The following is a 24,796-nucleotide window of genomic DNA, read 5'->3' as shown; positions in this document are numbered from 1 at the left end:
ATGATAACTTAAACTGTGGTGTGAAATTTATCTTTTGCCCATGCCAAAGGGTTATTTTTGATGTAATCTCTAATTCTTTGAAACGATTTATCATTTCGAAGGATATGATCATGAAATCGGGATTGCCATTCGAAATCCGCATGAATTTTTCTGGCATGTTTGGTCACACCAATTTTAAAACCCCTAATTATTGATGCCAGATTTTTGGATTGTGGTCCGAATTTGTTTTTTGTTGTATCGGTAGAGGCGCAATGCATTGCGTCTCTATGTTTCACCACCAATTCGGTATTATATGGATTATCCCCAATAGTAACAATACCATGAAAATGATTGGGCATTACAACGTAGGCGTCCATCATTAAATTCATATCAGGGCGCATTTCAAATGTTTTTAAGCATTCGGCATCAACAATTTCACCAATTTCTGACAAAATCATTTTACCCTTTGATAGATCACCAAAATAGGATTCACGATTCTGCGTGCAGATAGTGATAAAATAGGCAGCATTCTCCGAATAATCCCAATTTTCCAACCTGGCAGATTTAATTCGGTATTTGCCTTGGAATTTTTCGGACATTATTTTGGTGTTTTTTTGTTAGTTTAAGACGCGATTCATCGCGTCTCTACCATTATAATTCATATTAAAAAGGCAAATTCCCCAAATCCACATTACCACCAGAAAGGATAATCCCGACTTTTTTACCTTGATATTTTTCTTTCTCCTTAAGGATGGCAGCAAGAGCGACGGCACTCGATGGCTCTACAATAATCTTCATTCGTTCCCAAATTAAACGCATAGCATCAATAATTTCTTCTTCTTCCACACGAATAATTTCTTTTACATGTTCCTTAATAATTGGAAAAGTTTTATCTCCAAGAGAGGTGAGTAAGCCATCGGCTATGGTCTGAGGATTGGTTTGCGGTACAATTTCACCTATTTGGAAAGATTGCCAGGCATCATCAGCGCCCATAGGTTCGCCAGCAATTACATTTGTATGTGGAGAAAAATAATGAGCAGCCATAGCCGTACCAGCTAACAAGCCACCACCTCCAACAGGAGTAAAAATAGCATCTAAATTATCTTGCTCTTCAATTAATTCCATTGCAGCGGTTCCTTGTCCTGCAATAACCTGATAATTGTTATAGGGGTGCAGGAAGATAGCACCGGTTTTGTTGACAACATCATTTAAAGTTGTTTCTCTGGCCTCAAGAGTGGGAGTGCACTCAATTACTTCTCCGCCATATCCTTTTACAGCGGTTTTTTTAATTTCGGGAGCGTTCGATGGCATGACTACATAAGCCTTAATTCCCTGTAATTTTGCAGCAAGAGCCAATGCTTGTGCAAAATTGCCTGACGAATGTGTTGCAACACCAAATTCTTTTGCTGTTTCCGATAATTGAAGAATTGCATTGGTGGCACCACGCATTTTAAAGGCACCCATTTTTTGAAAATTCTCACATTTAAAATAGATTTCAAAACCTGCAATTTCATTTATCAGTTGAGAGCTCATAATTGGAGTTCTGTGAACAAAAGGTTTTATTCTTTGGTGAGTTTCCAGTAATATTTCTTTTGTGATATTCATTTCGTAGGACTCTTTAGATGCGTTTATTTAATCATGAATGGGATAAATCTACTAAATTTTTCATCAAGACTAATTCTTTGGTCTATTTATTCATTAAACCGGACAGGGTCGACAGACCCGTCTGCGTTGGTATATTTATACGTAACATTATCCTTTAAGCGAACCAATAAATGAAAATGGTTTGGCATCAAAACCCACGCAAAAGTATCAGCAATCGGATGGATGTACTTATCGTATAAATTTAAAAAATAAGCGTAATTATCTTCTTCAGAAAATAGGTCACAACTATTAATTCCGCGATTGTAAATGTGATACTATTGGCCAGTCTCTCGAGGAAGGATTGAGTGCATTGCTATGGTTTTAGTTGCCTGTACTAAAAGTAAACAAATAGATTAGTCAATACAATTGGTTGTTGTTGTTGTTGTTGTTGTTGTTGTTGTTGTTGTTGTTGTTGTTGTTGTTGTTGTTGTTGTTGTTGTTAAGAGACCTTAAAGGTTTTTTAAAACCTTTAAGGTCTAATAAATTTTTTATTTCATAGCTTCTAAAGACTCTTTAGCAGCCTGAATTGTTTTATCCAGCATTTCGTAAGTCAGGGAATTCGATAGGAAATAACTCTCGAATGATGAAGGTGGCAAATAAATACCTCGTTTTAACATTTCGTGGAAGAATTTTGGAAATTTTTCGTTGTTACCAGTTGCTGCAGTCTCAAAATCGACTACATCAATATCCGTAAAGAAAATGCTAATCATAGAACCACAGCGGTTAATTCTGTAATTAAATCCCGATTCTGTAAATACTTTATCTAAACCTTTGTGCAGATATTCTGTTTTATCGGCAAGCTCAGTGTAAACCTCAGGATTATTATTTAACTGATTTAATAGGGTATAACCAGCAATCATGGCAATAGGATTACCCGATAAGGTTCCTGCCTGATAAACAGGACCAGCAGGCGATACTACGTCCATAATTTTGCTCGATCCGGCATAAGCACCAACTGGCATGCCACCACCAATTACTTTTCCGAAAGTTAGTAAATCGGCTTTTACACCAAAATATTCCTGAGCACCACCTTTAGCCAAACGGAAACCAGACATTACCTCGTCAAAAATTAAAAGAATGCCTTCTTTGTCGCATAGTTCTCGTAAATCTTCTAAAAATCCCTTCTTAGGACGCACGCAACCCATATTACCCGCAATTGCTTCTACAATAATAGCTGCAACTTCACCTTTATTATCTGCAACAACTTGTTTTACATCTTCAATATCGTTGTACTTTGCTGTAAGCGTATCGTTTGCTGTTCCTGGAGTTACTCCTGGAGAATTTGGCATGCCAAAAGTACTCGCGCCACTTCCTGCTTTTATTAGGAAAGAATCGGCATGACCGTGATAACATCCTTCAAACTTAATAAATTTGTTTTTTCCGGTATAACCTCTGGCTACACGAATGGCACTCATACACGCTTCGGTACCTGAATTTACCATTCTTACCTTATCGATATTTGGAACCATATCAACAATAAGCCTGGCAATTTTAACTTCCAATTCGGTAGGAGCGCCAAAAGAGGTAGAATTTTCGACCTTAGCCTTTATGGCTTTAATTACTTGTTCCTGAGCATGTCCTAAAATCATTGGACCCCACGAAGAAATAAAATCGATGTATTCGTTTCCATCTACATCGGTGAGGATGCTGCCTTTAGCTTTTTCGATAAAAACAGGAGTTCCACCAACAGAATTAAATGCTCTAACCGGAGAGTTTACACCTCCGGGAATGTATTTGTTAGCTTCGGTAAATAGCTCCGAGCTTCTTTTGTATTGATACATATTGTGTGATTTAATAATTTAAATATTCGTTACAAATTTCGAGCATGGATTTAATAGTTGCCGTATCCGACATTACCACATGCTCGGTATAATTTAAAAGCTTAACGGCCGATGAGCTCCCAATGGCTATGCACGGAACAGAATTGCTGAGCTTGTATTTTTTAAAAAAACTATTTACAGCACTCGGACTGCAAAAGCAAATGGCATCGAACAGATCAATAGTAACATCTGGTTGAACCAGTTTTGTTTGATAACACTCGATTTCCTGATAATCGATTTCCTGATCGTGGAAAAAATTAACAATTGTATTTTTGCGAATATTTCCACAAAAATAGATGTAAGACTCCTCTTTATTTTGAGACATTAAGTCGACCAGAGAACTAGCATTGTGATTTGATGGTACACTTGCGTACAAGCCTAATTTTGCAAGTTCGGCAGCCGTTTTTTGGCCTACTGCATATATTCTTCTTTTTTCGTTTACTGATAGTTTCGATAAAATAGGAGCAACACTTTTAACAGCGTTTCTACTGGTAAATATCCATGCCGAATCAGGAAATGCATTGATTGTCTCAATATCGCACGATTTAAGTTCATTTATTTTAATTGTGATAAAAGGATGATCACTTAAAGATAAACCTAAATCTTTACCGAATTTGTAATGAGATTCTGATAGAGAACGTGTAAAAAGTATTTTTTTGGGTGTAACAGATGTCATTTTTCGCTGTACTACTTTAATATCGATTATTCATAGCCTAATGCCGATAGATAATGAAATAGTCAAAAATGAATCGGTATTATTTGTTTTCTGAGCTAACAAATTTAATAAATCCATGCAGCTTTTTATATTCTTAGGGCAATAAAATTAGCAATGTATTGATTCTGAGTGAAACCAGATTGATTCGAGTTTTTCTATTCATTTATTATTGAGTTTTTAAGGTTAAAAAGTCTTAATCTGCTTGGCAAGTCTTAATAGCTTTTATACTTTTAAAGTCCTAAACAAAAACAAGTGCTTTAAGTTTATTTAAAAATAAAACAGGCCTTTTAAGGAATGCATATTAATAAAATGCAATTGTGTTTATATTTCTTGTTTAAGTAAGAGAATTATGATAGAAAATAATAGAGAAGAGGAAAGAAGACAGATATTATACAGGTATAAACATTTACTAAAAACCTGTGGAAATATAATTTCAAGAGCAGATATTAAATTGATTAGAAAAGCCTTCGATTTAAGCCTGGAAGATCATGAAGGAGAGAGGCGTAGCAATGGCGATCCGGCCATATACAGGTCTCTTTCGGTAGCTCAGATTACTGTAGAAGAATTAGGACTGGGAAGAACTTCGCTCATTTGTGCCTTATTGTACGATATTGTTCAAAAAGAGCGTATTAATATAGATGAGATTACTGAGCTTTTTGGCTCTAAAGTGGCTCAAATTATCCAGGGCTTGGTAAAAGTAACGAATATCTATAGTCAGAACCTTACGCAGCATACCGATAATTTTAGAAAACTATTACTAAGTTTTGCCGACGATGTGCGTGTCGTTCTTATCATATTAGCCGATCGTTTGTTCCACATAAGAAATATGGAACATAAAAGCGTTGAGGAGCAACAATTACTGGCTAAGGAAATTGAGTTTTTGTATATTCCATTGGCTCATCGGTTGGGAATGTATAATGTTAAATCTGATATGGAAGATTTAGCGTTGCGTTACCTTCAGCCTGATACTTATTTCGAAATTGTTCAGAAACTGAAAGATTCGGAAGAGCAGCGACAACAATTTATTCAGGATTTTATTGATCCAATAAAACATGAACTCAATAAATTGGGCTTAAAATATAAGGTGAAGGCTCGTACTAAAACAGTAGCTTCTATTCTTCATAAAATGAAGAAAAAGCAGGTCGAATTCGACGAGGTTTACGATATTTTTGCTGTGCGTATTATTTTAAAAACATCGCATAAAAAGGAAAAATCCGAATGCTGGAAAGTGTATTCTGCGGTTAGCGATTTGTATCGCCCAAATCCGGAAAGGCTAAGAGATTGGATTACCATTCCAAAATCGAATGGTTATGAGTCTTTACACACTACAGTTTTAGGTCCTAAAAATCGATGGGTCGAAGTGCAAATTCGAACCAAAAGAATGAATAAAATTGCCGAACAGGGTTTTGCAGCTCACTGGAAATACAAAGGTGGAAAAGCAGAAGGTGGATTGGACAACTGGCTTCAGGATATTCGTGAAGTATTAGAAAGTCAGGAAGGCAACTCAATTGACTTAATTGATAAGTTTAAGGCTGATTTATACAATAAAGAGATATATGTATTCACACCCAAAGGAGATTTAAAGCAATTACCTGCGGGAGCGACTTTGCTCGATTTTGCCTATTCGATACACTCCGATTTGGGAGGAAAGTGTATTGGTGGAACAGTAAACCAAAGAAATGTTTCGATTCGTCAGGTTTTGCGTAATGGCGATCAGGTGGCCATAACGACTTCGAACACGCAAAAAGCCAAATCCGACTGGCTGAACTTTGTGGTTACAACCAAAGCGAAGAATAAAATTCGCCAGTCGATGAAAGAAGAAATGCTGAAAGAAGCAGATCTGGGTAAGGAGACGTTAAAACGCAGAATGAAAAACTGGAAAATTGATTTCTGCGATGAGAATATCCGTAAACTTATGAATACCTATAAATACAAATTAGCTGTTGATTTGTATTATGGCATTGCGACAGAACTTCATGATTTATCGGAAATTAAGGAAGTATTAACCCGCGAAGAGGTTGAAAGCGAAAAAGTTAGTCCTGAAGATATGCCCGACTACTCGAAACGAAAAGTAGAAGGACAAGGAGAGGATGTCTTGATTGTAGATCAGAACATTGCAAATGTGGATTATTCACTGGCAAAATGTTGTAATCCGATTTTTGGGGATGATATTTTTGGTTTTGTAACCATAGGAAAAGGAATTAGTATTCATCGCGTAGGATGTTCGAATGCAAAAGAAATGCAGAGCAGATATCCTTACAGAGTAGTAAAAGCCAACTGGTCCGAAAAAGGTGCGGCATCCTATCAGGCTGTTCTTCATATTATGGGCGACGATGAATTAGGGATGATGAGTAGTATCTCGGAGGTTATCACCAAAGATCTTCGGGTTCAGATGAGATCAATATCTGTGGAATCAAATGGGGGTGTTTTTGAGGGGAATCTTACCGTTGTGGTTTCTAATATTGACCATTTAAATACGCTAATCGTAAAATTAAAAAGAATTAAAGGAGTTCACAGAGTCTCTCGTTTCGATACTGTAAGCTAAAGGTGTTCTTGATTTGGAATTCGGGCTGATGTTCGAATTCCAAATTATTCAGCTTTTGTTTGCAGGTGTAAATTGTGATAAACGTAAAATCCAGATCGCTATTTTAAAAGCTAAAATATTGGAGCATCGGCACTAACAAAAGCGATCTAAAATTGCTTGAAAAATGTTCCTGCTTTCGTGATGTTTTATTTGTATTGATTCTGTATATTTGAACTTCAAAAAAAGAAAATTAATCGTCCGACGATTTTAAATAGTATATGGAGAATTTTATTGTTTCAGCTCGTAAATACCGTCCTTCTGCTTTTTCAACAGTAGTAGGACAGGAGTCTATAACCACTACGCTTAAAAATGCCATTAAGAACAATCATTTAGCTCACGCCTACTTATTCTGTGGTCCTCGTGGTGTTGGAAAAACTTCCTGTGCACGTATTTTTGCAAAAACAATAAACTGCTCGAATATATCTGCCGATTTTGAGGCTTGTAATGAGTGTGAATCCTGTAAGGCATTTAACGAAAATCGTTCTTATAACATTCATGAACTCGATGCGGCTTCGAATAACTCGGTCGACGATATTCGTACTCTAATCGATCAGGTAAGAATACCACCTCAAATTGGTTCTTATAGTATCTATATTATCGATGAGGTGCACATGTTATCGGCATCGGCATTTAATGCATTCCTAAAAACACTGGAAGAGCCGCCAGCTCATGCAATATTTGTATTGGCAACTACCGAAAAACATAAAATTTTACCGACGATTTTATCGCGTTGTCAAATTTTCGATTTCAACAGAATAAAAGTTGATGATGCAGTAAAACATTTGCAGAATATTGCTCAGAAAGAGTCTGTAACTATCGATGAAGAGGCTTTAAATGTGATTGCACAAAAGGCCGACGGAGCAATGAGAGATGCGTTGTCTATCTTCGATCAGATTGTTAGCTTCTCGGGAAAAGATATTTCTTTTGCCAATGTTATTCAGAATTTAAATGTATTGGATTACGACTACTATTTTAAAATAGTAGATGCCTCCTTAGAAGGAAAAGTTACTGATGTTTTGGTAATGCTAAACGAGATTTTCGAAAAAGGATTCGATGGACATCATTTTGTTGGAGGCTTAAGTGCACACATCAGAGATGTGTTAGTTGGAAAAGATCAGGCAACCATACAGCTAATGGAAGTTAGCGATAGTGTAAAACAAAAATATGTAGATCAGGCAAAACGATGTTCGGTCGATTTTTTATACGAAGCCCTCAAAATATTAAATCAATGTGATATTGGTTATAAAAGTAGCCAAAACCCGCGCTTGTTAATAGAGCTTAGTTTAATTCAATTGTCCCAGATAATTGAATCAAAAAAAAAAGGAGCTAGTCTAAAAAAAACTTCGAAGAAACTACTTAAGATAATTGTAGAGGGAAGAGAAGCTGCTCCCGCTCAAAGCAGAGTAGCTCAGAATAGCAGTAAGCAGGCAGTTAAAAGTTCGAATACTGCAGCAAAGCCTGTTACTACACAAGCTAAGCAAGTAGTATCCTCTGGCAGGAGTAATGGTCATATGGGCACGGTTTCCATTAAGCAAGCCTTGCAAAAAGGATTCCAAAAGCCAAAGGTAGATACCCAATCAAAATACCAGAATAAAAAGGGAACAGAGGCCGAAGTAATAGCTGAGACTGTTGAATTTGATCAGGCTCATGTATTTAAAAAATTAAAGGATTTTATTCAGGTAAAAGGGAAAAGCGATCGAGTTCGTTTAGCTCTTACTGTAAATAAACCACAAGTTGTAGATCACAAAGTAATTTTGCAAGTCAGTAATCCCTTACAAGGTGATGATATAAATGGTGTAAAAATTGAACTTCAGAATTTTTTGAGAAGAGTTTTTAACAAGTCAGAAATAGAAGTTGAAACAAAATTATCAAAAGCGAAAACTACAAAAAGAGTGTTCACCGATACCGATAGATTTAACTATTTGTGCAAACAAAATCCGGTTTTAGGACTACTTAAGCAGAAATTTTCACTCGATTTCGAATAAATGAAGTAAAATTGACTTAGAGGATAAAAAAAACAAAGCAAATAAGGCTTCTGTTATCGCATAGATATCTTAGTAAGAGGGAGTTGTAAATAAAGAAAAAAATCGTTAAAAAAAACGACACTTTTAAATTGGGAACTAAAAAAAATATCTATGTTTATCAAGAGTTTGAATTGTGCTTAAATTCTAACGTAAACAAATAAAGTAAACTTTTTTAATTTAATTAACACACAAAAACAACAACCACCATGGCACAGACATCAAAAATAATCTATACCAAGATTGATGAAGCTCCAGCCTTAGCAACCTATTCATTGTTGCCAATTATTAAAGCTTTTACAAAAACATCGGGCATTGATATCGAGACCAAAGACATTTCGTTGACGGGAAGAATTATTGCTAATTTTCCTGATAACTTGACTGAAGATCAGAAAATTCCTGATAATTTGGCAGAGTTGGGAAAACTAACACTAACTCCTGAAGCTAATATTATTAAATTACCTAATATTAGTGCTTCTATTCCGCAGTTAAAAGCTGCTATTAGCGAATTGCAAGCAAATGGTTATGATATTCCAAATTACCCCGAAGAAGCAAATACTGCTGAGGAAAAAGAATTGCAAAAACGTTTTGCTAAAGTTTTGGGTAGTGCTGTAAATCCGGTTTTACGTGAAGGGAACTCAGATCGTAGAGCTGCTGCTTCTGTTAAAAGATTTGCTCAGAAAAATCCTCATAGAATGGGGAAATGGTCGGCAGATTCTAAATCTCATGTGGCTTATATGAACGAAGGCGATTTCTATGGTTCCGAAAAATCGGTATGCATGGAAAATGCTGGCAAAGTGCGCATTGAGTTTGCTGATAAAGCAGGAAATATAACGGTTTTAAAAGAGGAAACTGAACTTTTAGCTGGTGAAATTATCGATACATCGGTAATGAATGTAAAAGCTTTGCGCGCTTTCTATAAAAAGGAAATTGAAGCTGCTAAGAAAGAAGGCTTATTGTGGTCTCTTCACCTGAAAGCAACCATGATGAAAATTTCGGATCCTGAAATGTTCAAACATGCGGTTGAGGTGTTTTACGAAGAAGCCATTGCTAAGCATGCTGATACGATTAAAGAGTTAGGCGTTAATTTTAACAATGGACTTGGAGATCTTTACGCTAAAATTGAAAAATTACCTGCCGATAAAAAAGCTGAAATCGAAGCTGATATCATGGAAGTGTACAAATCACGTCCTGATATCGCTATGGTTGATTCAGATAAAGGAATTACCAACCTACACTTGCCTAATAATGTAATTATTGATGCTTCCATGCCAGTTGTTGTTCGCGATGGTGGTAAAATGTGGAATCCTGCCGGACAACTTCAGGATACCAAAGCATTAATTCCAGACAGATGTTATGCAACGATGTATCAGGTTTGTTTCGACGATTGTAAGAAAAATGGTGCCTACGATGTGGCCACAATGGGATCGGTATCGAACGTAGGTTTAATGGCTAAAAAAGCCGAAGAATACGGATCGCACGACAAAACATTCTATGCTCCTGGCGAAGGGGTAATTAGAGTGGTAGATTGCAATGGTACTCTTATTATGGAACAGGCTGTTGAAACAGGAGACATTTTCAGAATGTGTCAGGCAAAAGATGCGCCAATTCAGGATTGGGTAAAATTAGCTGTAAACAGAGCTAAAGCAACCCATACTCCTGCAATTTTCTGGTTAGACGAAAAGCGTGCCCACGATGCTCAGCTTATTGTTAAAGTAAAAAAATACCTTGCCGATCATGATACAAAAGGCTTGGATATTCGCATTCTTACTCCCGACGAAGCTATTGCCTTCTCTTTGGAAAGAATCCGTAAAGGTGAAGATACCATTTCGGTAACGGGGAATGTATTGCGTGATTACTTAACAGATTTATTCCCTATTATAGAATTAGGAACTTCATCGAAAATGTTATCTATTGTTCCTTTAATGAATGGTGGTGGATTGTTTGAAACAGGTGCCGGAGGATCTGCTCCTAAGCACGTTCAGCAATTTATGGCCGAAGGTCACTTGCGTTGGGATTCATTGGGTGAATACCTTGCATTGGGTGTTTCTTTAGAGCACATTGCTAACAACTTTAACAATCCAAGAGCTCAGCTATTTGCCGATACCTTAGATGCTGGAATCAGTAAATTTTTAGAGGAAGGAAAATCTCCATCACGTAAAGTTAACGAGCTGGATAATCGTGGTTCTCATTTTTATTTGGCAATGTATTGGGCAGAAGCCATGGCTGCGCAGGATAAAGATGCTGAACTGAAAGCAACATTTGCTAAGGTTGCAGCCGACATGAAAGCCAACGAAGAGAAAATTGTTGCTGAATTAAATGCGGCACAAGGATCTCCAATGAATATTGGTGGATACTATCTTCCAAACGACGAATTAGCCTCTAAAGCGATGCGTCCATCGGCTACATTAAATGCAATTATCGACGCTATTTAGGTAGCTTTCGATTAAATATACTGAAAGAGGGCATCCATTTTTTGGATGCCCTCTCTTTTTTTTACAGAAACATCTGATAACTTGTAAAACAAAATGAGTTCTATTCTGATGTAGTGTTCATTCTTAGTGCCCTAAGGTGTGATAATGTCTGATTGTAGACCTTCTAACTTTGCTCAGCCACCAACAAGTATCCCACACAAAATTCCTATGGTAATACCGCCAATACCAAATAGAAGCTTGTCTTTTTTCTTGTCCTTTTTAATTTGCTTCATCAGTTCATGGGTAGTATCGAGTTTAGAGATCGATTGAGTAAGCTTGCTTTCTGTATGTGTTAGCTTGCTTTCAATACTGCTTAGTGATTGTATTGATGTGGCAATGCTTTCGCGGGCAGCCTTGCCTGTTTGGTCGCAATTGGCATACAATTGGTCGTAGGCTAAATTGCTTGCTTCCAGTTGTTTTTTGAGTGTTTCAATGGTAGATTCGCAATCCATAAACGAATCATTAAAAATGTTTTTATGCAGATTTTGATAGAATTGGTAACGTATTTTGTTGATTACATAAATCGTATCTGTCTGAACAAGTAAGGTATCGCCCGCAGTAAATAGAAGTGGTTTTTCGTAACTTGAGCTGTACCTGTTGGGAAGTAAGGTGATTTTACTTTGTAGTTGTGCTTTGGCTGTAAAACTGAGAACGACCAGGCAAAATAGAACTGTGTATTTCATAAGTAAGGATTTTAACAAGGTGAAAGTTTTAAGATGTTCGACCAATAGTTTTGTATAAAGCTCGTTAGTCTACTGTTGTAAATGATCAATTGTCAATTGCAAAGGGTGCTACAAAATCTAAATTCCAAGCTCCAAATTTCAAATAAAACAAGGGAAAAGCTTTCTGATTTTCTGATGTGCCTGCTAGGTTCGCAGGTGCAACGGCTAATATTTAAACGAGTTTGCCTTCTCTAGTAAACGGATTCTTTCTTTCCTGTTTTTTTCAAGTTTTTCTTCCAGATTTTTTAGTCCTTTTTCTAGTTCTATTCTTCTGTTTTTCTCTGCCAGCCATAATTTATTGCGATCCTTGCTAAGAGCAGCGAAAATTTCATCGCTTTTGATCAGCCTGTTCTTTAAATCGATCATCGAGCTTCGGGTATTCTCTAAGTCTGTTTGTAAGTGGCTTAGGTCAGCCTTAATTAGACCAATATTCTCAATGGCCGCATCCAGTTTAGGATTTCCTCTTAACGATTGAATTAGCAGGATTCCTACCAATAGTGCAATTACAATTTGTAGTGCATCTTTAAATTTTTCCATGAATAAAAAGCGATTAGGTAGTTTTTAATTTGTCAGAAAACTTGTAATCAGTAATCAAATCAGCAATTTTCATGGTGTTGGCCTGAGCTTTGTTTCTTAGTTCGAAATGCGGCAAGTCCCAACCCAGTTTGTCGCTGATGTCCAGAAAATGATTTTGATTTAAATCTTTGGCCCTCCAAAAACCACCCCAATGCAGGTAGATGTCTTTGCTGCTAGTAATCTCACTCCAGACATGGAAAGCTGTATGGGCAATATGAAGAAATGCTTCCTTGTTTTGCCAGGTGTATTTTCCGTTGATATAGGGTACCAAATCTAAAGCCAAACCGGTTTGGTGGTAGCTTTTCTTTTGGTAACCGTCGAGTTTAGAGAAGCCTTTTTTATACAATTCGTTTTGCATTTCGGCAGTGCGTAAACCTCCCGTACTGGGTATACCAAAATCATATTTCGATTGTTCGAGGGTAGCATGGGCAAGCTTTTGAAGCAAAATATGCACCTCCAACAGTCGTGCCTTCGATTGTTTTCCGAATTTATACATAAGCTGTTTTTTGTGTTACTACTAAAATTAAAAGCAATTTAAATATAATCATAAGAATATGAAAATTTATTTTTCGATGCAATGATAAACACTTTGTTTTACTGGTTTTTTGTACTGTAAGGGTGCTTATTTGTGATTTTTATGCATTTTAAAAAATGGGTAAAAAATACCTTGGTGTTTACTAATCGTCATTTAATCAGCAATAAAAATACATTGAATTGTATTTAAAAAATTGTTTGTTGATTTTTAATTTACATTAGTTTTTGCAGACTGGTTAAATAGCCGCAAAGGCTTGTATTTGTTGTTTGCTGCTAACTATTGCATACATAAAACTTAAAAAGGAAAGAGAAAATTTTTAAAAAATATTTTTAATTAAAAAATTTATGTTATAAATTGGTTGGTGTTTTAGTGACATTTGCTTTCGGCCGGGGCACTTGTATCAAAAAAATAGTTAAGAGAAAGATTTTGTGGGAAGATAATATTCATTTAAAATTTAAAAACAATGTCTGATCAACAGAATTTAACAGATCTTTTAGAAGAGATCACAGCCGTTTCCGATGAAAATGTGTTGTATTGTGATATCCCATACAACGTATTTATTAGCGAAGCGGAGGGCTTACACACTCGTGCAACACTCGACTTGCCTTTGCTGCAAGACTTTAATTTTGATGCTGCAAAATTAGATCGGCTTCTGGTTTGTACAGGAGCTTTGCGCACCGCTCAATCGAATTGGGAAGCCAAAAAAACAGCCAAAGCGATGGCCCTCGAGAACTGGAAAAAAGAGGCCCCGGCTATGTATGCCCTTCACGATGATTTAATTGACAATATGGAGTTTGCCTTTAGAGCTGAAGATAGCTTGCTGGCGAAATTGGCAGAAATTAAAGAGGGAGACTCTAATGCCGATACCGTACAGGATATGGCCAGCTTATCGGTTTTAGGAAAAGAAAACCCCGACTTGCTAACGGCTATTAATTTTGATTTAACCCAATTGGATACCGCTGCCGAAATAGCCGACCGAATGGGAACATTGCTAGGTGAAATTAATGGTAGAATGTATTTCGAAGATGATATCAAGTTAATTCGCGACAAAGCTTACACGCTTACAAAAGCTGTGGTCGACGAAGTTCGGTCTTACGGAAAGTTTGTTTTCAGAAAAAATGAAGAGAAACGTAGAGCTTATGCCAGTAAGTACAATAGAAATCGTCAGGCAGAATATCGAAGATCAAAAGCCGAGGAGGATTATGAACTAAACTAGGAGTCTCTAAATTAATGATGTAATAATGATTACTATTTTGTGTAGTTACTTGTAAGGGGAGCAGAAGTGCTTCCCTTTTTTTTGTTTGTTAGCTTGCTGCACCAGGCAGGCTTTCCGTATCTAAAAATAGATGTTCAGTTATACAGGTTACTATTTGCGTTACCTGCCATTGTGTTTCCGTTGGTGAAAATAGGGCTTCCGTGACACAAACCTGCTCTTCCGTATGTCACGGAATAAGAAAGTCTCTGTCACGGAATAACTTTTTGCTGTCACGGAAAGCAAAAATCGTGTCACGGAACAAGAAAATCGTGTCACGGAAGGAGGCACCGCGTGTCACGGAAGAGCAAAAGCTTGTCACGGAAAAGCTTTTTTATGTCACGGAAGAGGTAAGGTCTTGTCACGGAAGGGGTACCTCGTGTCACGGAAAGGATACCTCGTGTCACGGAAATTGACTTTTCCTAAAATAACTTGACAGATTATTACTGTTTTTTGGATTGTAGTATTTTATTTTTATCCAGTAACGATTTTACAAAGATATTAAAATCTTATTCCTGTTTTCATTTTCAGGAGATAAGCTATTTTAGGGTATTACAAAGGGATTTTTTGGGGTGGGAAGGGATCATAAAAAAAAATTTATATATTTAGATACTGTTAACAGCAAGTGCCAATAATAACAATTAAAAAAATGATTACAACTTCTCATAATTACCTTGATTGTCTGTACGAAACAGCCTGTATAGTTGCTATGGACACTTATAGCTGGAAATGTACTTCGGAAAATAACAGGCATAAAAAAAGCAACAAAAGCCGTTTTACATGTTTATTTACAATATAATTTTTTGAACGAGTTCATGAAACATATAAGCATAAAAAAAGCCCCGAATGGAAAGTCGAGGCGGCTTAAATGTTTTCACAACGGAATAATCCTTATTGTGATTTGCTTACAAAATGTAGATCAAAAATAGAAACAATAAATTAAATATACAACATACTACCATGAAAAAAATACTAGGACTTGATTTGGGAACAACATCCATTGGTTGGGCTTTGGTAAATGAAGCAGAGAGTGAACATGAAAAATCTGAAATTATTAAGTTAGGTGTTCGTGTTAATCCTCTAAGTACAGACGAACAAACTGATTTTGAAAAGGGAAACCCTTTATCGGTAAATGCAGACAGAACGTTAAAACGTGGTGCCAGAAGAAATTTGCAACGCTACAAACAAAGAAGAAAAAATCTCAAAGAGCTTCTATTAAAATCAGGTGTTATAACTGAAGATACTATTTTAACTGAAGATGGAAATTTCACAACACATGAAACCTGGCATTTACGATCAAAATCTGCAAGTGAAAGAATAGAACTAGAAGATTTTGCCAGAGTATTGTTTGCAATTAATAAAAAGAGAGGTTACAGAAGTAGCCGAAAGGCAAAAAATGAAGAGGAAGGGAGTGTGATAGATGGAATGTCTGTTGCAAAAGAACTGTATGATAATGAACTTACTCCTGGACAGTATGTGTTGAATATATTAAAAGAAGGAAGAAAGTATATTCCAGACTTCTATCGCTCCGATTTGAGATTAGAGTTTGATAAAGTGTGGGATTTTCAGAAGCAATTTTATCCTGAAATTTTAAACGATGAGTTCTATAAGAAACTGGAAGGACAAGGTTTGCAAAATAGTAGAAAACTATTTTTAGCTATTCACGAAATTTATACTGCTGAAAATAAAGGAAAAAGAGAAGAAAAAAGATTACAACATTATCAATGGAGAGCTGATGCTGTAAATCAAAAATTGCCAATAGAAATTGTTGCTTATGTATTAGTAGAAATCAATAATAATTTAAATCAATCAAGTGGTTATTTAGGTGCAATTAGTGATAGAAGCAAAGAGTTGCGTTTTAACAAAGAAACTGTTGGGCAAAATTTGTATCGAAAATTACAGGAGAATTTTCATACCAGCTTAAAAAATAAAGTGTTCTATCGCCAGGATTATTTGGATGAGTTTGAACAGATCTGGGAAACTCAGGCACAATATCATTCTGAATTGACAGCAGATTTAAAAGAAGAGGTAAGAGATGTTATTATTTTTTACCAAAGGAAACTCAAATCACAAAAGCATTTAATAAGTAATTGTGAATTTGAAAAGCAGCACAAAGCGATACCAAAATCGTCTCCATTGTTTCAGGAATTTAAAATTCTTTGCCTGGTAAATAGTATTGAAATACAAAATCAGAAAAACAGAGAAAAAAGAAAGTTAGACGATAAAGAAAGGGAGTTGCTGTTTGAAGAATTGAATGTTAGAGGTGACTTTACATCAGATCAGGTTTTAAAACTTTTGGGTTTATCTAAAAAGGAGTGGAAACTGAATTATAAGGATGGCTTATCGGGCAATACAACCAATCAGCAATTATATAATACATTTCAGATGATTGCTGATTTTGAGGGGTATGGCTTTGATTGGGCAAAGAAAACTGCTGGAGAAATTAATAGTGAATTGGAGGCAATATTTCCGGAAATAGGTCTATCGGCAGACTTATTGCATTTTGATGCACAGGTAAAAGGAAATGCTTTCGATAAGCAAGCAGCTTACCTGTTATGGCATTTGATTTATTCTGTTGAAGATGACGATAAAATATCTGAGGAAGATCAATTTATATATGGAAATTCTGCAGTTGCTTTAAAAAAGAAATTACATAAGGATTTTGGTTTTAAACCTGAGTATGCTTCTATGCTAGCTAATTTGAATTTGCAACAGGATTATGGAAATTTGAGTGCAAGAGCAATCAAAAAAATATATCCTTATTTGAAAGAAGGGCTTTTGTATTCTGAAGCTTGCGAAAAAGCAGGATATAATCATTCACATTCATTAAATGCAGAAGAGTTAGCAAGTAGAGAACTGAAGAACCAGTTGAAGTTACTGCCAAAAAATAGCTTGCGAAATCCTGTGGTTGAAAAGATTTTGAACCAAATGGTAAATTTGGTAAACCAAGTGATTGAGGTGTATGGAAAGCCCGATGAAGTAAGGGTTGAATTGGCTCGCGAACTGAAAAAAAATGCAGACGAACGCAAACGTATGACCCAAGGGATTAATGATGCCAAACGCAGAAATGAAGAAATTGTTAAAATTCTTCGCAAAGCGCCATATAATTTACCAAATCCAACGAGAAATGATATAATTAAGTATCGTTTGTATCAGGAACTAAGCGAAATAGGTTATAAGACGGTTTTTACCAATCGTTATATTGCACCAACTCAATTGTTTTCAAAAGACATTGATATTGAGCACATCATCCCTAAAGCAAAATTATTTGACGATTCCTTTACCAATAAAACCCTTGCCTATCGGGAAGTGAATTTGGATAAAGATGATTCTACTGCCCTTGATTTTATTACCGAAAAATATCATTCTGATTTACCAGATTACAAGCAAAGGGTAGAAAGCTTATATGCAGCTTGGTTAAAAACACACAATACTAAACAGGTAAAAGGGATTAGTAAGGGCAAGTATGAGAAGTTATTGATGAAAGAAGCAGATTTACCTCAAGATTTTATAGAACGTGATCTTAGAAACAGTCAATACATTGCCAAAAAAGCCAAGCAAATGCTAATGGAGGTAATTCGAACTGTAAATTCTACTTCCGGAAGTATTACTGATCGTTTGCGTGAGGATTGGGGTTTGGTAAATGTAATGAAGGAATTGAATTTACCTAAATACAAAGCTTTAGGATTAACAGAAGAACAAGAGAGAAAGGATGATCAAAAAGTATTGGTAATTAAAGATTGGACCAAGCGTAATGATCATCGTCATCATGCTATGGATGCCTTAACTGTTGCTTTTACTTCTCATTCGCATGTTCAGTATCTGAATAATCTGCATGCATCGCGTAATACCCAAAGTGATTTATATGGAATACGAAAAAAAATTACTGAGTTACGTGAAACAAGCTCTGGTAACAGTAAACGTGTATTTAAATCACCAATGCGCAATTTTAGACAAGAAGCCAAAAACCACTTAGAGCAAGTGCTGATCTCGTTTAAAGCCAAAAATAAGGTGGTAACTCAGAATGTGAATTATTATAAAAAAGGAGGAGAATCCATTAAAAAAGTTCAGTTGACTCCGCGCGGGCAATTGCATAAAGAAACAGTATATAGCAGAATTATTGAACAAGGAGCAAAGGAAGAGAAACTGGGTTCTAAAATGACTTTTGAAATGGCATTAAAAGTATGTAAGCCTAAATACAAAGATGCTATTTTAAGACGCTTGGCTGAATTCGGTAATGATCCTAAAAAGGCTTTTTCTGGCAAGAACACAATATCCAAAAATCCTGTTTTCACAGATATTTCAAAACAGGAACAAGTACCTGAAAAGGTAAAAGTTCATGTAGTAGAAGAGAATTATACAATTAGAAAGGAAATTGGACCAGATTTAAAGCTAGATAAGGTAATTGATGAAGGAATTAAAAGAATTCTGAAAACTAGATTGGAACAATATGGAGGAAATGCTAAAGAAGCATTTTCCAATCTTGAAAAGAATCCAATTTGGATGAATAAGGAAGCAGGTATAGAAATTAAACGAGTTAGTATATCAGGCGTGAAAAATGCAGAAGCATTACATGATCAAAAAGATCACAAAGGTAATGTGATATTAGATACAGAGGGAAAAACCAAACCTGTTGATTTTGTAAGTACGGGAAATAATCATCATGTGGCTATTTACAGGGATTCAGAAGGAAACTTGCAAGATGTCGTAGTTTCATTCTATGAAGCTGTAGCAAGGGTAAATGCAGGGGTTTCTGTTATTGATTACGATTATAAAAAGAAAGAAGGCTGGCAGTTTCTGTTTACCATGAAACAAAATGAAATGTTTGTGTTTCCTGCTGATGGTTTCGATCCAAATAAAATTGATTTAATGGATGAGAAGCAGGCAGTGGTGATTTCGAAGCATTTGTTTAGGGTTCAGAAGTTTTCGAAAGTAGTTTATGGAAAAAGTGCTGTTAGAGATTATGTGTTTAGACATCATCTCGAAAGTCAGATTTTAGATAAAAAAGAATTAAAAGATTGTTCATATAAGATGATTAAAAGTCTTCCATATCTTGAAGGGGTAGTAAAAATTAGGTTAGATCATTTAGGAAGAGTAATATATGTGGGAGAAGAAGTTTATCAAAAATAAAAATTGGAAATGAGTATGTGAAATCAAAATAAATCATCATGATCAAACGCACTTTGTATTTTGGTAATCCTGCCTATTTGCGTAGGCAGGATAGCCAGTTAAAAGTAATTCAGCCCGATCCTCGAAAAGAGTTGGCCAGTATTCCTATCGAAGACATTGGGGTGATGGTATTGGATCATCCGCAGGTTACTTTGAGCCAGGCTTTACTTTCTGAGTTAATTGCCAGTAATGTGGCAGTACTTTCCTGTAACGATAAACACCATCCGGTGGGTTTGTTTTTGCCTTTGGCGGGGAACTCCTTGCAAACGGAGCGTTTTCGGGTACAAATTGCAGCTTCGGAGCCTTTAAAAAAGCAATTGTGGGCGCAAACTGTGGCTGCAAAGGTCGAAAATCAGGCCAAATTACTGGAACGTTTGGGGAAAGATGCCAAACGCTTGTTTGCACTTTTGCCGCAAATAAAATCGGGCGATAGCGATAATGTGGAAGCAAGGGCGGCACGAGTCTATTGGCAGATACTGTTAGGGGAAGACAATTTTGTTCGCGAACGTTTTGGTTATGCGCCCAATTCGCAATTGAATTATGCTTATGCCATATTACGGGCAGCAGTTGCCAGAGCTTTGGTAAGCAGCGGACTGTTGCCTACTTTTGGAATTTTTCATCGGAACAAATACAATGCCTACTGTTTGGCCGATGATATTATGGAGCCATACCGTCCCTTTTGCGACGATGTTGTTTTGCCTATGTATTATAAAGGTGAGTTTTGTACCGACAAACTAAATTCCTTACAAAAAGCAAAATTGCTAAATGTATTAACTGCCGATGTTGAAATTGGTGGTAAAAAAAGCCCATTACTAGTTGCCATAAGCCGCACTACCAGTTCTCTTTACGAATGTTTTTCCGGAGATAGACGTAAAATTATATATCCCGATTTTTATGAGTCACGAAGCCTTAAGTCAATATCGTAGTATGTGGGTGCTTGTATTTTTCGATTTGCCTACCGAAACCAAAAAGGATAGGAAAGCAGCCAGCAGATTTCGAAAAGAACTGTTGCAGGATGGTTTTACCATGTTTCAATTTTCGATTTACATGCGAACCTGTCCCAGCCGCGAAAATGCCGAAGTACATAGCAAACGAGTAAAGTATATGTTGCCAGAGCATGGGCATGTGGGTATCCTGAAAATTACCGACAAACAATTTGCCATGATGGAATTGTTTTACAGTAGGGAAGAGGCAGACAAGCCTGAAGTGGTGCAGCAATTGCAACTTTTTTAGTACGGCTTTGCTTAATTTTTTACTGTCATTGCGAGGAGGAACGACGAAGCAATCTGTTCAATTTGTAATATAAACAGAATCAAAAAAACGAGCGCAAAAAGAAAAACCGAAGCCCAAAGGCCTCGGTTTTTTCATTTCTAATGCGTTTTACAACTAGCTGACTGTAAGCTTCTTTTCTTTGATAGGTTGTAAGTCAACACATCAAAGATACATTTTGTAAGCAAATCACAACACATCGCCATCGTCGGTGCCTGGTTTATGAGTTGTAAGTCAACACATCAAAGATACATTTTGTAAGCAAATCACAACTTCGTATTCCGTGATCGGCGTAAGCTTCTGGTTGTAAGTCAACACATCAAAGATACATTTTGTAAGCAAATCACAACTGTGTGTAGATACCAACACGAGATTTTAAAGTTGTAAGTCAACACATCAAAGATACATTTTGTAAGCAAATCACAACTGGCTTTGTTCTTTCGGAAATACCGCCTTTGTTGTAAGTCAACACATCAAAGATACATTTTGTAAGCAAATCACAACCAAACAAGCCAAACGGACAACCCGCCTACGGTTGTAAGTCAACACATCAAAGATACATTTTGTAAGCAAATCACAACACTTCTTTGTGTTCCCAGGTTGAAATGACTGTTGTAAGTCAACACATCAAAGATACATTTTGTAAGCAAATCACAACTATCTTTACAGAAACATTTAAAACCTACGAGTTGTAAGTCAACACATCAAAGATACATTTTGTAAGCAAATCACAACCTTAACTGCCAATCGACCTATTTTAATTCTGTTGTAAGTCAACACATCAAAGATACATTTTGTAAGCAAATCACAACTTAGTATTTAAACTTCCTTATTTCGAAGATGTTGTAAGTCAACACATCAAAGATACATTTTGTAAGCAAATCACAACGATACCTACAAGGATATCCAAAACCATTTTGTTGTAAGTCAACACATCAAAGATACATTTTGTAAGCAAATCACAACCTATTTGGAGAGGTTACCGAACGCACAAAAGTTGTAAGTCAACACATCAAAGATACATTTTGTAAGCAAATCACAACTTCTACATCTATTTACTAACAAACGAAAAAGTTGTAAGTCAACACATCAAAGATACATTTTGTAAGCAAATCACAACCTCCAAATCAAAATCTATTTTTTCAACGAAGTTGTAAGTCAACACATCAAAGATACATTTTGTAAGCAAATCACAACAATGCCGGACAAGCCCAAATTCCAAATGTTGTTGTAAGTCAACACATCAAAGATACATTTTGTAAGCAAATCACAACCAATAGTTAACGACTGATTCGGGATACCAGGTTGTAAGTCAACACATCAAAGATACATTTTGTAAGCAAATCACAACCGTGATGGTGTGCAAAATATTCCTTTTCTAGTTGTAAGTCAACACATCAAAGATACATTTTGTAAGCAAATCACAACAGTTCTTTATTATTTCTAATTACTTTTATTGTTGTAAGTCAACACATCAAAGATACATTTTGTAAGCAAATCACAACCTAGTACTGATTCTACTTCTCCACAGGCGAGTTGTAAGTCAACACATCAAAGATACATTTTGTAAGCAAATCACAACAATGGCACCAATGTTAGCCCCTGTAATGCAGTTGTAAGTCAACACATCAAAGATACATTTTGTAAGCAAATCACAACTTGCTTGTGAACCTCATCAACAATAACCAAGTTGTAAGTCAACACATCAAAGATACATTTTGTAAGCAAATCACAACAAACATCCGGTTTTTTAACATGAGAGCAAAGTTGTAAGTCAACACATCAAAGATACATTTTGTAAGCAAATCACAACTTGATAACTCATGCACTTTTAATTCCGTTGGTTGTAAGTCAACACATCAAAGATACATTTTGTAAGCAAATCACAACTTGGCAAATCAAATAGAAGCATCAAGTATTGTTGTAAGTCAACACATCAAAGATACATTTTGTAAGCAAATCACAACAAGAATCACCTAACGAATCATCGTAAATCGTTGTAAGTCAACACATCAAAGATACATTTTGTAAGCAAATCACAACGCGATTGTTTTTCGATGCTGCACACCTTATGTTGTAAGTCAACACATCAAAGATACATTTTGTAAGCAAATCACAACAATGGATGGGAATTATTTACAACACAATCAGTTGTAAGTCAACACATCAAAGATACATTTTGTAAGCAAATCACAACCAACTCTTTGCAATTATTTCTTCATACGCTGTTGTAAGTCAACACATCAAAGATACATTTTGTAAGCAAATCACAACAACCAATTGTAAAGATTGAATAATTTGATAGTTGTAAGTCAACACATCAAAGATACATTTTGTAAGCAAATCACAACTTACTTGCAACACCTTCGTTAATTGTTTCGGTTGTAAGTCAACACATCAAAGATACATTTTGTAAGCAAATCACAACGTGAATTTGTGAATGCCGTCTATTCGGGATGTTGTAAGTCAACACATCAAAGATACATTTTGTAAGCAAATCACAACATCAGCAACAGGATTGCTTTCTGATGTACCGTTGTAAGTCAACACATCAAAGATACATTTTGTAAGCAAATCACAACTGTGATAAAGTTGTATTTATATGTTTTTCAGTTGTAAGTCAACACATCAAAGATACATTTTGTAAGCAAATCACAACTTAAGAATAGAATCAATAATCCTGAGTGGGGTTGTAAGTCAACACATCAAAGATACATTTTGTAAGCAAATCACAACAGTCAAGGCTGTATTTGAAAACACAGGGAAGTTGTAAGTCAACACATCAAAGATACATTTTGTAAGCAAATCACAACTACGGAGCCACGTATGACAATGTACACGGCGTTGTAAGTCAACACATCAAAGATACATTTTGTAAGCAAATCACAACCCTCAATATCCTCAATTCTCCTTAATTCCGGTTGTAAGTCAACACATCAAAGATACATTTTGTAAGCAAATCACAACAATTCTTGAATAATTCTAGAACTCTCTTTGTTGTAAGTCAACACATCAAAGATACATTTTGTAAGCAAATCACAACATAGCCTTTTCAATCGTTTTTATTTCCCCTGTTGTAAGTCAACACATCAAAGATACATTTTGTAAGCAAATCACAACCCATGCCCTAACACTTCGAAAAAGTTTTCTGTTGTAAGTCAACACATCAAAGATACATTTTGTAAGCAAATCACAACACACAACCTTAATGAATGTAAATGCAACACGTTGTAAGTCAACACATCAAAGATACATTTTGTAAGCAAATCACAACAGTTTTCAGATCGGCTAGTATGTTGGTTGGGTTGTAAGTCAACACATCAAAGATACATTTTGTAAGCAAATCACAACTTCTTAATTTCTTCTTCTAATCCCTGCAAAGTTGTAAGTCAACACATCAAAGATACATTTTGTAAGCAAATCACAACTGGCGAAGTAAAAGTGAAGAAGGAAGATTTGTTGTAAGTCAACACATCAAAGATACATTTTGTAAGCAAATCACAACATTGATTTCGTTCAAAAGCTTATCCGCATGGTTGTAAGTCAACACATCAAAGATACATTTTGTAAGCAAATCACAACCCCAATATCGAAATCACCTGCAAACATATCGTTGTAAGTCAACACATCAAAGATACATTTTGTAAGCAAATCACAACGAGGTGCCACAACCGCTGCCGTCGTTTCAAGTTGTAAGTTAACACATCAAAGATACATTTTGTAAGCAAATCACAACAGGCCCGAAGTACTCCAATACTTTCTGAACGTTGTAAGTTAACACATCAAAGATACATTTTGTAAGCAAATCACAACTATGTTCCTTAGCTATGTTCTAAAATTATTTTGTTTAAGCATTATTGTTTATAAATTCACACTTGTTAAAAATGTCGGAACCATGATTTAAAAGATTATGGGAATGTTTGATTTTGGGAAAATCATGAGATCGAGCTAATCGTGGAGTAATTATGGTTCGGGATATTTTTTGCAGCTTGATTGTGAGGATTTGGAGATTACCTGATCTAGAATAATCACGAAA

Annotated in this window: 14 protein-coding genes and 1 CRISPR repeat array; of the genes, 7 read left to right on the top strand and 7 right to left on the bottom strand. The window is 35.9% G+C overall.

Features of this window, described 5'->3' with window-relative positions; genetic code table 11:
• Window positions 1–8: 8 nt before the first annotated feature.
• From ACT3CE_RS15870 to ACT3CE_RS15855, 4 genes are all read right to left on the bottom strand, one after another.
• The gene (locus ACT3CE_RS15870; protein WP_444710753.1) at window positions 9–578 is read right to left on the bottom strand and encodes a transposase; all 570 of its coding nucleotides are present in this window, start codon (window positions 576–578) and stop codon (window positions 9–11) included.
• 64 nt (window positions 579–642) lie between these two features.
• Window positions 643–1,584, bottom strand: coding sequence for a pyridoxal-phosphate dependent enzyme (locus ACT3CE_RS15865; protein ID WP_444710752.1), 942 nt, complete (start codon window positions 1,582–1,584; stop codon window positions 643–645).
• Between the two features lie 527 nt (window positions 1,585–2,111).
• Window positions 2,112–3,404, bottom strand: coding sequence for a glutamate-1-semialdehyde 2,1-aminomutase (gene hemL / locus ACT3CE_RS15860; RefSeq protein ID WP_444710751.1), 1,293 nt, complete (start codon window positions 3,402–3,404; stop codon window positions 2,112–2,114).
• Between the two features lie 10 nt (window positions 3,405–3,414).
• Entirely contained in the window at window positions 3,415–4,119 is a 705-nt protein-coding gene (locus ACT3CE_RS15855; protein ID WP_444710750.1) for a uroporphyrinogen-III synthase, read from the bottom strand.
• A gap of 388 nt (window positions 4,120–4,507) precedes the next feature.
• On the opposite strand from ACT3CE_RS15855, the gene ACT3CE_RS15850 reads away from it, so the two are divergent.
• From ACT3CE_RS15850 to ACT3CE_RS15840, 3 genes are all read left to right on the top strand, one after another.
• Complete coding sequence (locus ACT3CE_RS15850; RefSeq protein ID WP_444710749.1) at window positions 4,508–6,703, top strand: RelA/SpoT family protein; 2,196 nt, start codon at window positions 4,508–4,510, stop codon at window positions 6,701–6,703.
• A 257-nt stretch (window positions 6,704–6,960) separates the two neighbouring features.
• Window positions 6,961–8,727 carry a DNA polymerase III subunit gamma/tau gene (locus tag ACT3CE_RS15845; RefSeq protein WP_444710748.1) on the top strand — a complete coding sequence of 589 codons (1,767 nt, stop codon included), beginning with the start codon at window positions 6,961–6,963 and terminating at the stop codon, window positions 8,725–8,727.
• A 245-nt stretch (window positions 8,728–8,972) separates the two neighbouring features.
• The gene (locus ACT3CE_RS15840) at window positions 8,973–11,198 is read left to right on the top strand and encodes an NADP-dependent isocitrate dehydrogenase (protein WP_444710747.1); all 2,226 of its coding nucleotides are present in this window, start codon (window positions 8,973–8,975) and stop codon (window positions 11,196–11,198) included.
• Window positions 11,199–11,371: 173 nt separating this feature from the next.
• Here the strand turns inward: ACT3CE_RS15840 and ACT3CE_RS15835 are convergent, their stop codons facing one another.
• From ACT3CE_RS15835 to ACT3CE_RS15825, 3 genes are all read right to left on the bottom strand, one after another.
• Window positions 11,372–11,920 (bottom strand): hypothetical protein, encoded by a 549-nt coding sequence (locus ACT3CE_RS15835; protein ID WP_444710746.1) that lies wholly within the window; start codon window positions 11,918–11,920, stop codon window positions 11,372–11,374.
• Window positions 11,921–12,124: 204 nt separating this feature from the next.
• Window positions 12,125–12,496 carry a hypothetical protein gene (locus ACT3CE_RS15830; protein WP_444710745.1) on the bottom strand — a complete coding sequence of 124 codons (372 nt, stop codon included), beginning with the start codon at window positions 12,494–12,496 and terminating at the stop codon, window positions 12,125–12,127.
• A 13-nt stretch (window positions 12,497–12,509) separates the two neighbouring features.
• Window positions 12,510–13,031 carry a hypothetical protein gene (locus ACT3CE_RS15825; protein ID WP_444710744.1) on the bottom strand — a complete coding sequence of 174 codons (522 nt, stop codon included), beginning with the start codon at window positions 13,029–13,031 and terminating at the stop codon, window positions 12,510–12,512.
• A gap of 502 nt (window positions 13,032–13,533) precedes the next feature.
• Between ACT3CE_RS15825 and ACT3CE_RS15820 the strand changes: the two genes are divergently transcribed.
• From ACT3CE_RS15820 to cas2, 4 genes are all read left to right on the top strand, one after another.
• Window positions 13,534–14,286, top strand: coding sequence for a hypothetical protein (locus ACT3CE_RS15820; RefSeq protein WP_444710743.1), 753 nt, complete (start codon window positions 13,534–13,536; stop codon window positions 14,284–14,286).
• Window positions 14,287–15,282: 996 nt separating this feature from the next.
• Window positions 15,283–19,452 carry a type II CRISPR RNA-guided endonuclease Cas9 gene (gene cas9 / locus ACT3CE_RS15815; RefSeq protein ID WP_444710742.1) on the top strand — a complete coding sequence of 1,390 codons (4,170 nt, stop codon included), beginning with the start codon at window positions 15,283–15,285 and terminating at the stop codon, window positions 19,450–19,452.
• 38 nt (window positions 19,453–19,490) lie between these two features.
• Entirely contained in the window at window positions 19,491–20,417 is a 927-nt protein-coding gene (gene cas1, locus ACT3CE_RS15810; protein ID WP_444710741.1) for a type II CRISPR-associated endonuclease Cas1, read from the top strand.
• Window positions 20,386–20,724 (top strand): CRISPR-associated endonuclease Cas2, encoded by a 339-nt coding sequence (cas2, locus tag ACT3CE_RS15805; RefSeq protein WP_444710740.1) that lies wholly within the window; start codon window positions 20,386–20,388, stop codon window positions 20,722–20,724. Before cas1 ends, cas2 begins: the two co-directional genes overlap by 32 nt.
• Window positions 20,725–20,909: 185 nt before the next feature.
• Window positions 20,910–24,573: a CRISPR direct-repeat array (repeat unit 47 nt; unit sequence GTTGTAAGTCAACACATCAAAGATACATTTTGTAAGCAAATCACAAC).
• Window positions 24,574–24,796 lie beyond the last annotated feature (223 nt).

The organism is Marinifilum sp. RC60d5 (assembly GCF_052400665.1).
Taxonomy (GTDB): Bacteria; Bacteroidota; Bacteroidia; order Bacteroidales; family Marinifilaceae; genus JBQTGK01.
This window is presented reverse-complemented; position numbering and strand designations above follow the sequence as displayed.

What these genes read in the sequence shown, in the direction of transcription:
- ACT3CE_RS15855 (WP_444710750.1), bottom strand. Translation starts at nt 4,119, where the DNA reads ATGACATCTGTTACACCCAAAAAAATACTTTTTACACGTTCTCTATCA.
- ACT3CE_RS15845 (WP_444710748.1), top strand. Translation starts at nt 6,961, where the DNA reads ATGGAGAATTTTATTGTTTCAGCTCGTAAATACCGTCCTTCTGCTTTT.
- ACT3CE_RS15835 (WP_444710746.1), bottom strand. Translation starts at nt 11,920, where the DNA reads ATGAAATACACAGTTCTATTTTGCCTGGTCGTTCTCAGTTTTACAGCC.
- cas9 (WP_444710742.1), top strand. Translation starts at nt 15,283, where the DNA reads ATGAAAAAAATACTAGGACTTGATTTGGGAACAACATCCATTGGTTGG.
- ACT3CE_RS15825 (WP_444710744.1), bottom strand. Translation starts at nt 13,031, where the DNA reads ATGTATAAATTCGGAAAACAATCGAAGGCACGACTGTTGGAGGTGCAT.
- ACT3CE_RS15870 (WP_444710753.1), bottom strand. Translation starts at nt 578, where the DNA reads ATGTCCGAAAAATTCCAAGGCAAATACCGAATTAAATCTGCCAGGTTG.
- ACT3CE_RS15820 (WP_444710743.1), top strand. Translation starts at nt 13,534, where the DNA reads ATGTCTGATCAACAGAATTTAACAGATCTTTTAGAAGAGATCACAGCC.
- hemL (WP_444710751.1), bottom strand. Translation starts at nt 3,404, where the DNA reads ATGTATCAATACAAAAGAAGCTCGGAGCTATTTACCGAAGCTAACAAA.
- ACT3CE_RS15840 (WP_444710747.1), top strand. Translation starts at nt 8,973, where the DNA reads ATGGCACAGACATCAAAAATAATCTATACCAAGATTGATGAAGCTCCA.
- cas1 (WP_444710741.1), top strand. Translation starts at nt 19,491, where the DNA reads ATGATCAAACGCACTTTGTATTTTGGTAATCCTGCCTATTTGCGTAGG.
- ACT3CE_RS15865 (WP_444710752.1), bottom strand. Translation starts at nt 1,584, where the DNA reads ATGAATATCACAAAAGAAATATTACTGGAAACTCACCAAAGAATAAAA.
- cas2 (WP_444710740.1), top strand. Translation starts at nt 20,386, where the DNA reads ATGAGTCACGAAGCCTTAAGTCAATATCGTAGTATGTGGGTGCTTGTA.
- ACT3CE_RS15830 (WP_444710745.1), bottom strand. Translation starts at nt 12,496, where the DNA reads ATGGAAAAATTTAAAGATGCACTACAAATTGTAATTGCACTATTGGTA.
- ACT3CE_RS15850 (WP_444710749.1), top strand. Translation starts at nt 4,508, where the DNA reads ATGATAGAAAATAATAGAGAAGAGGAAAGAAGACAGATATTATACAGG.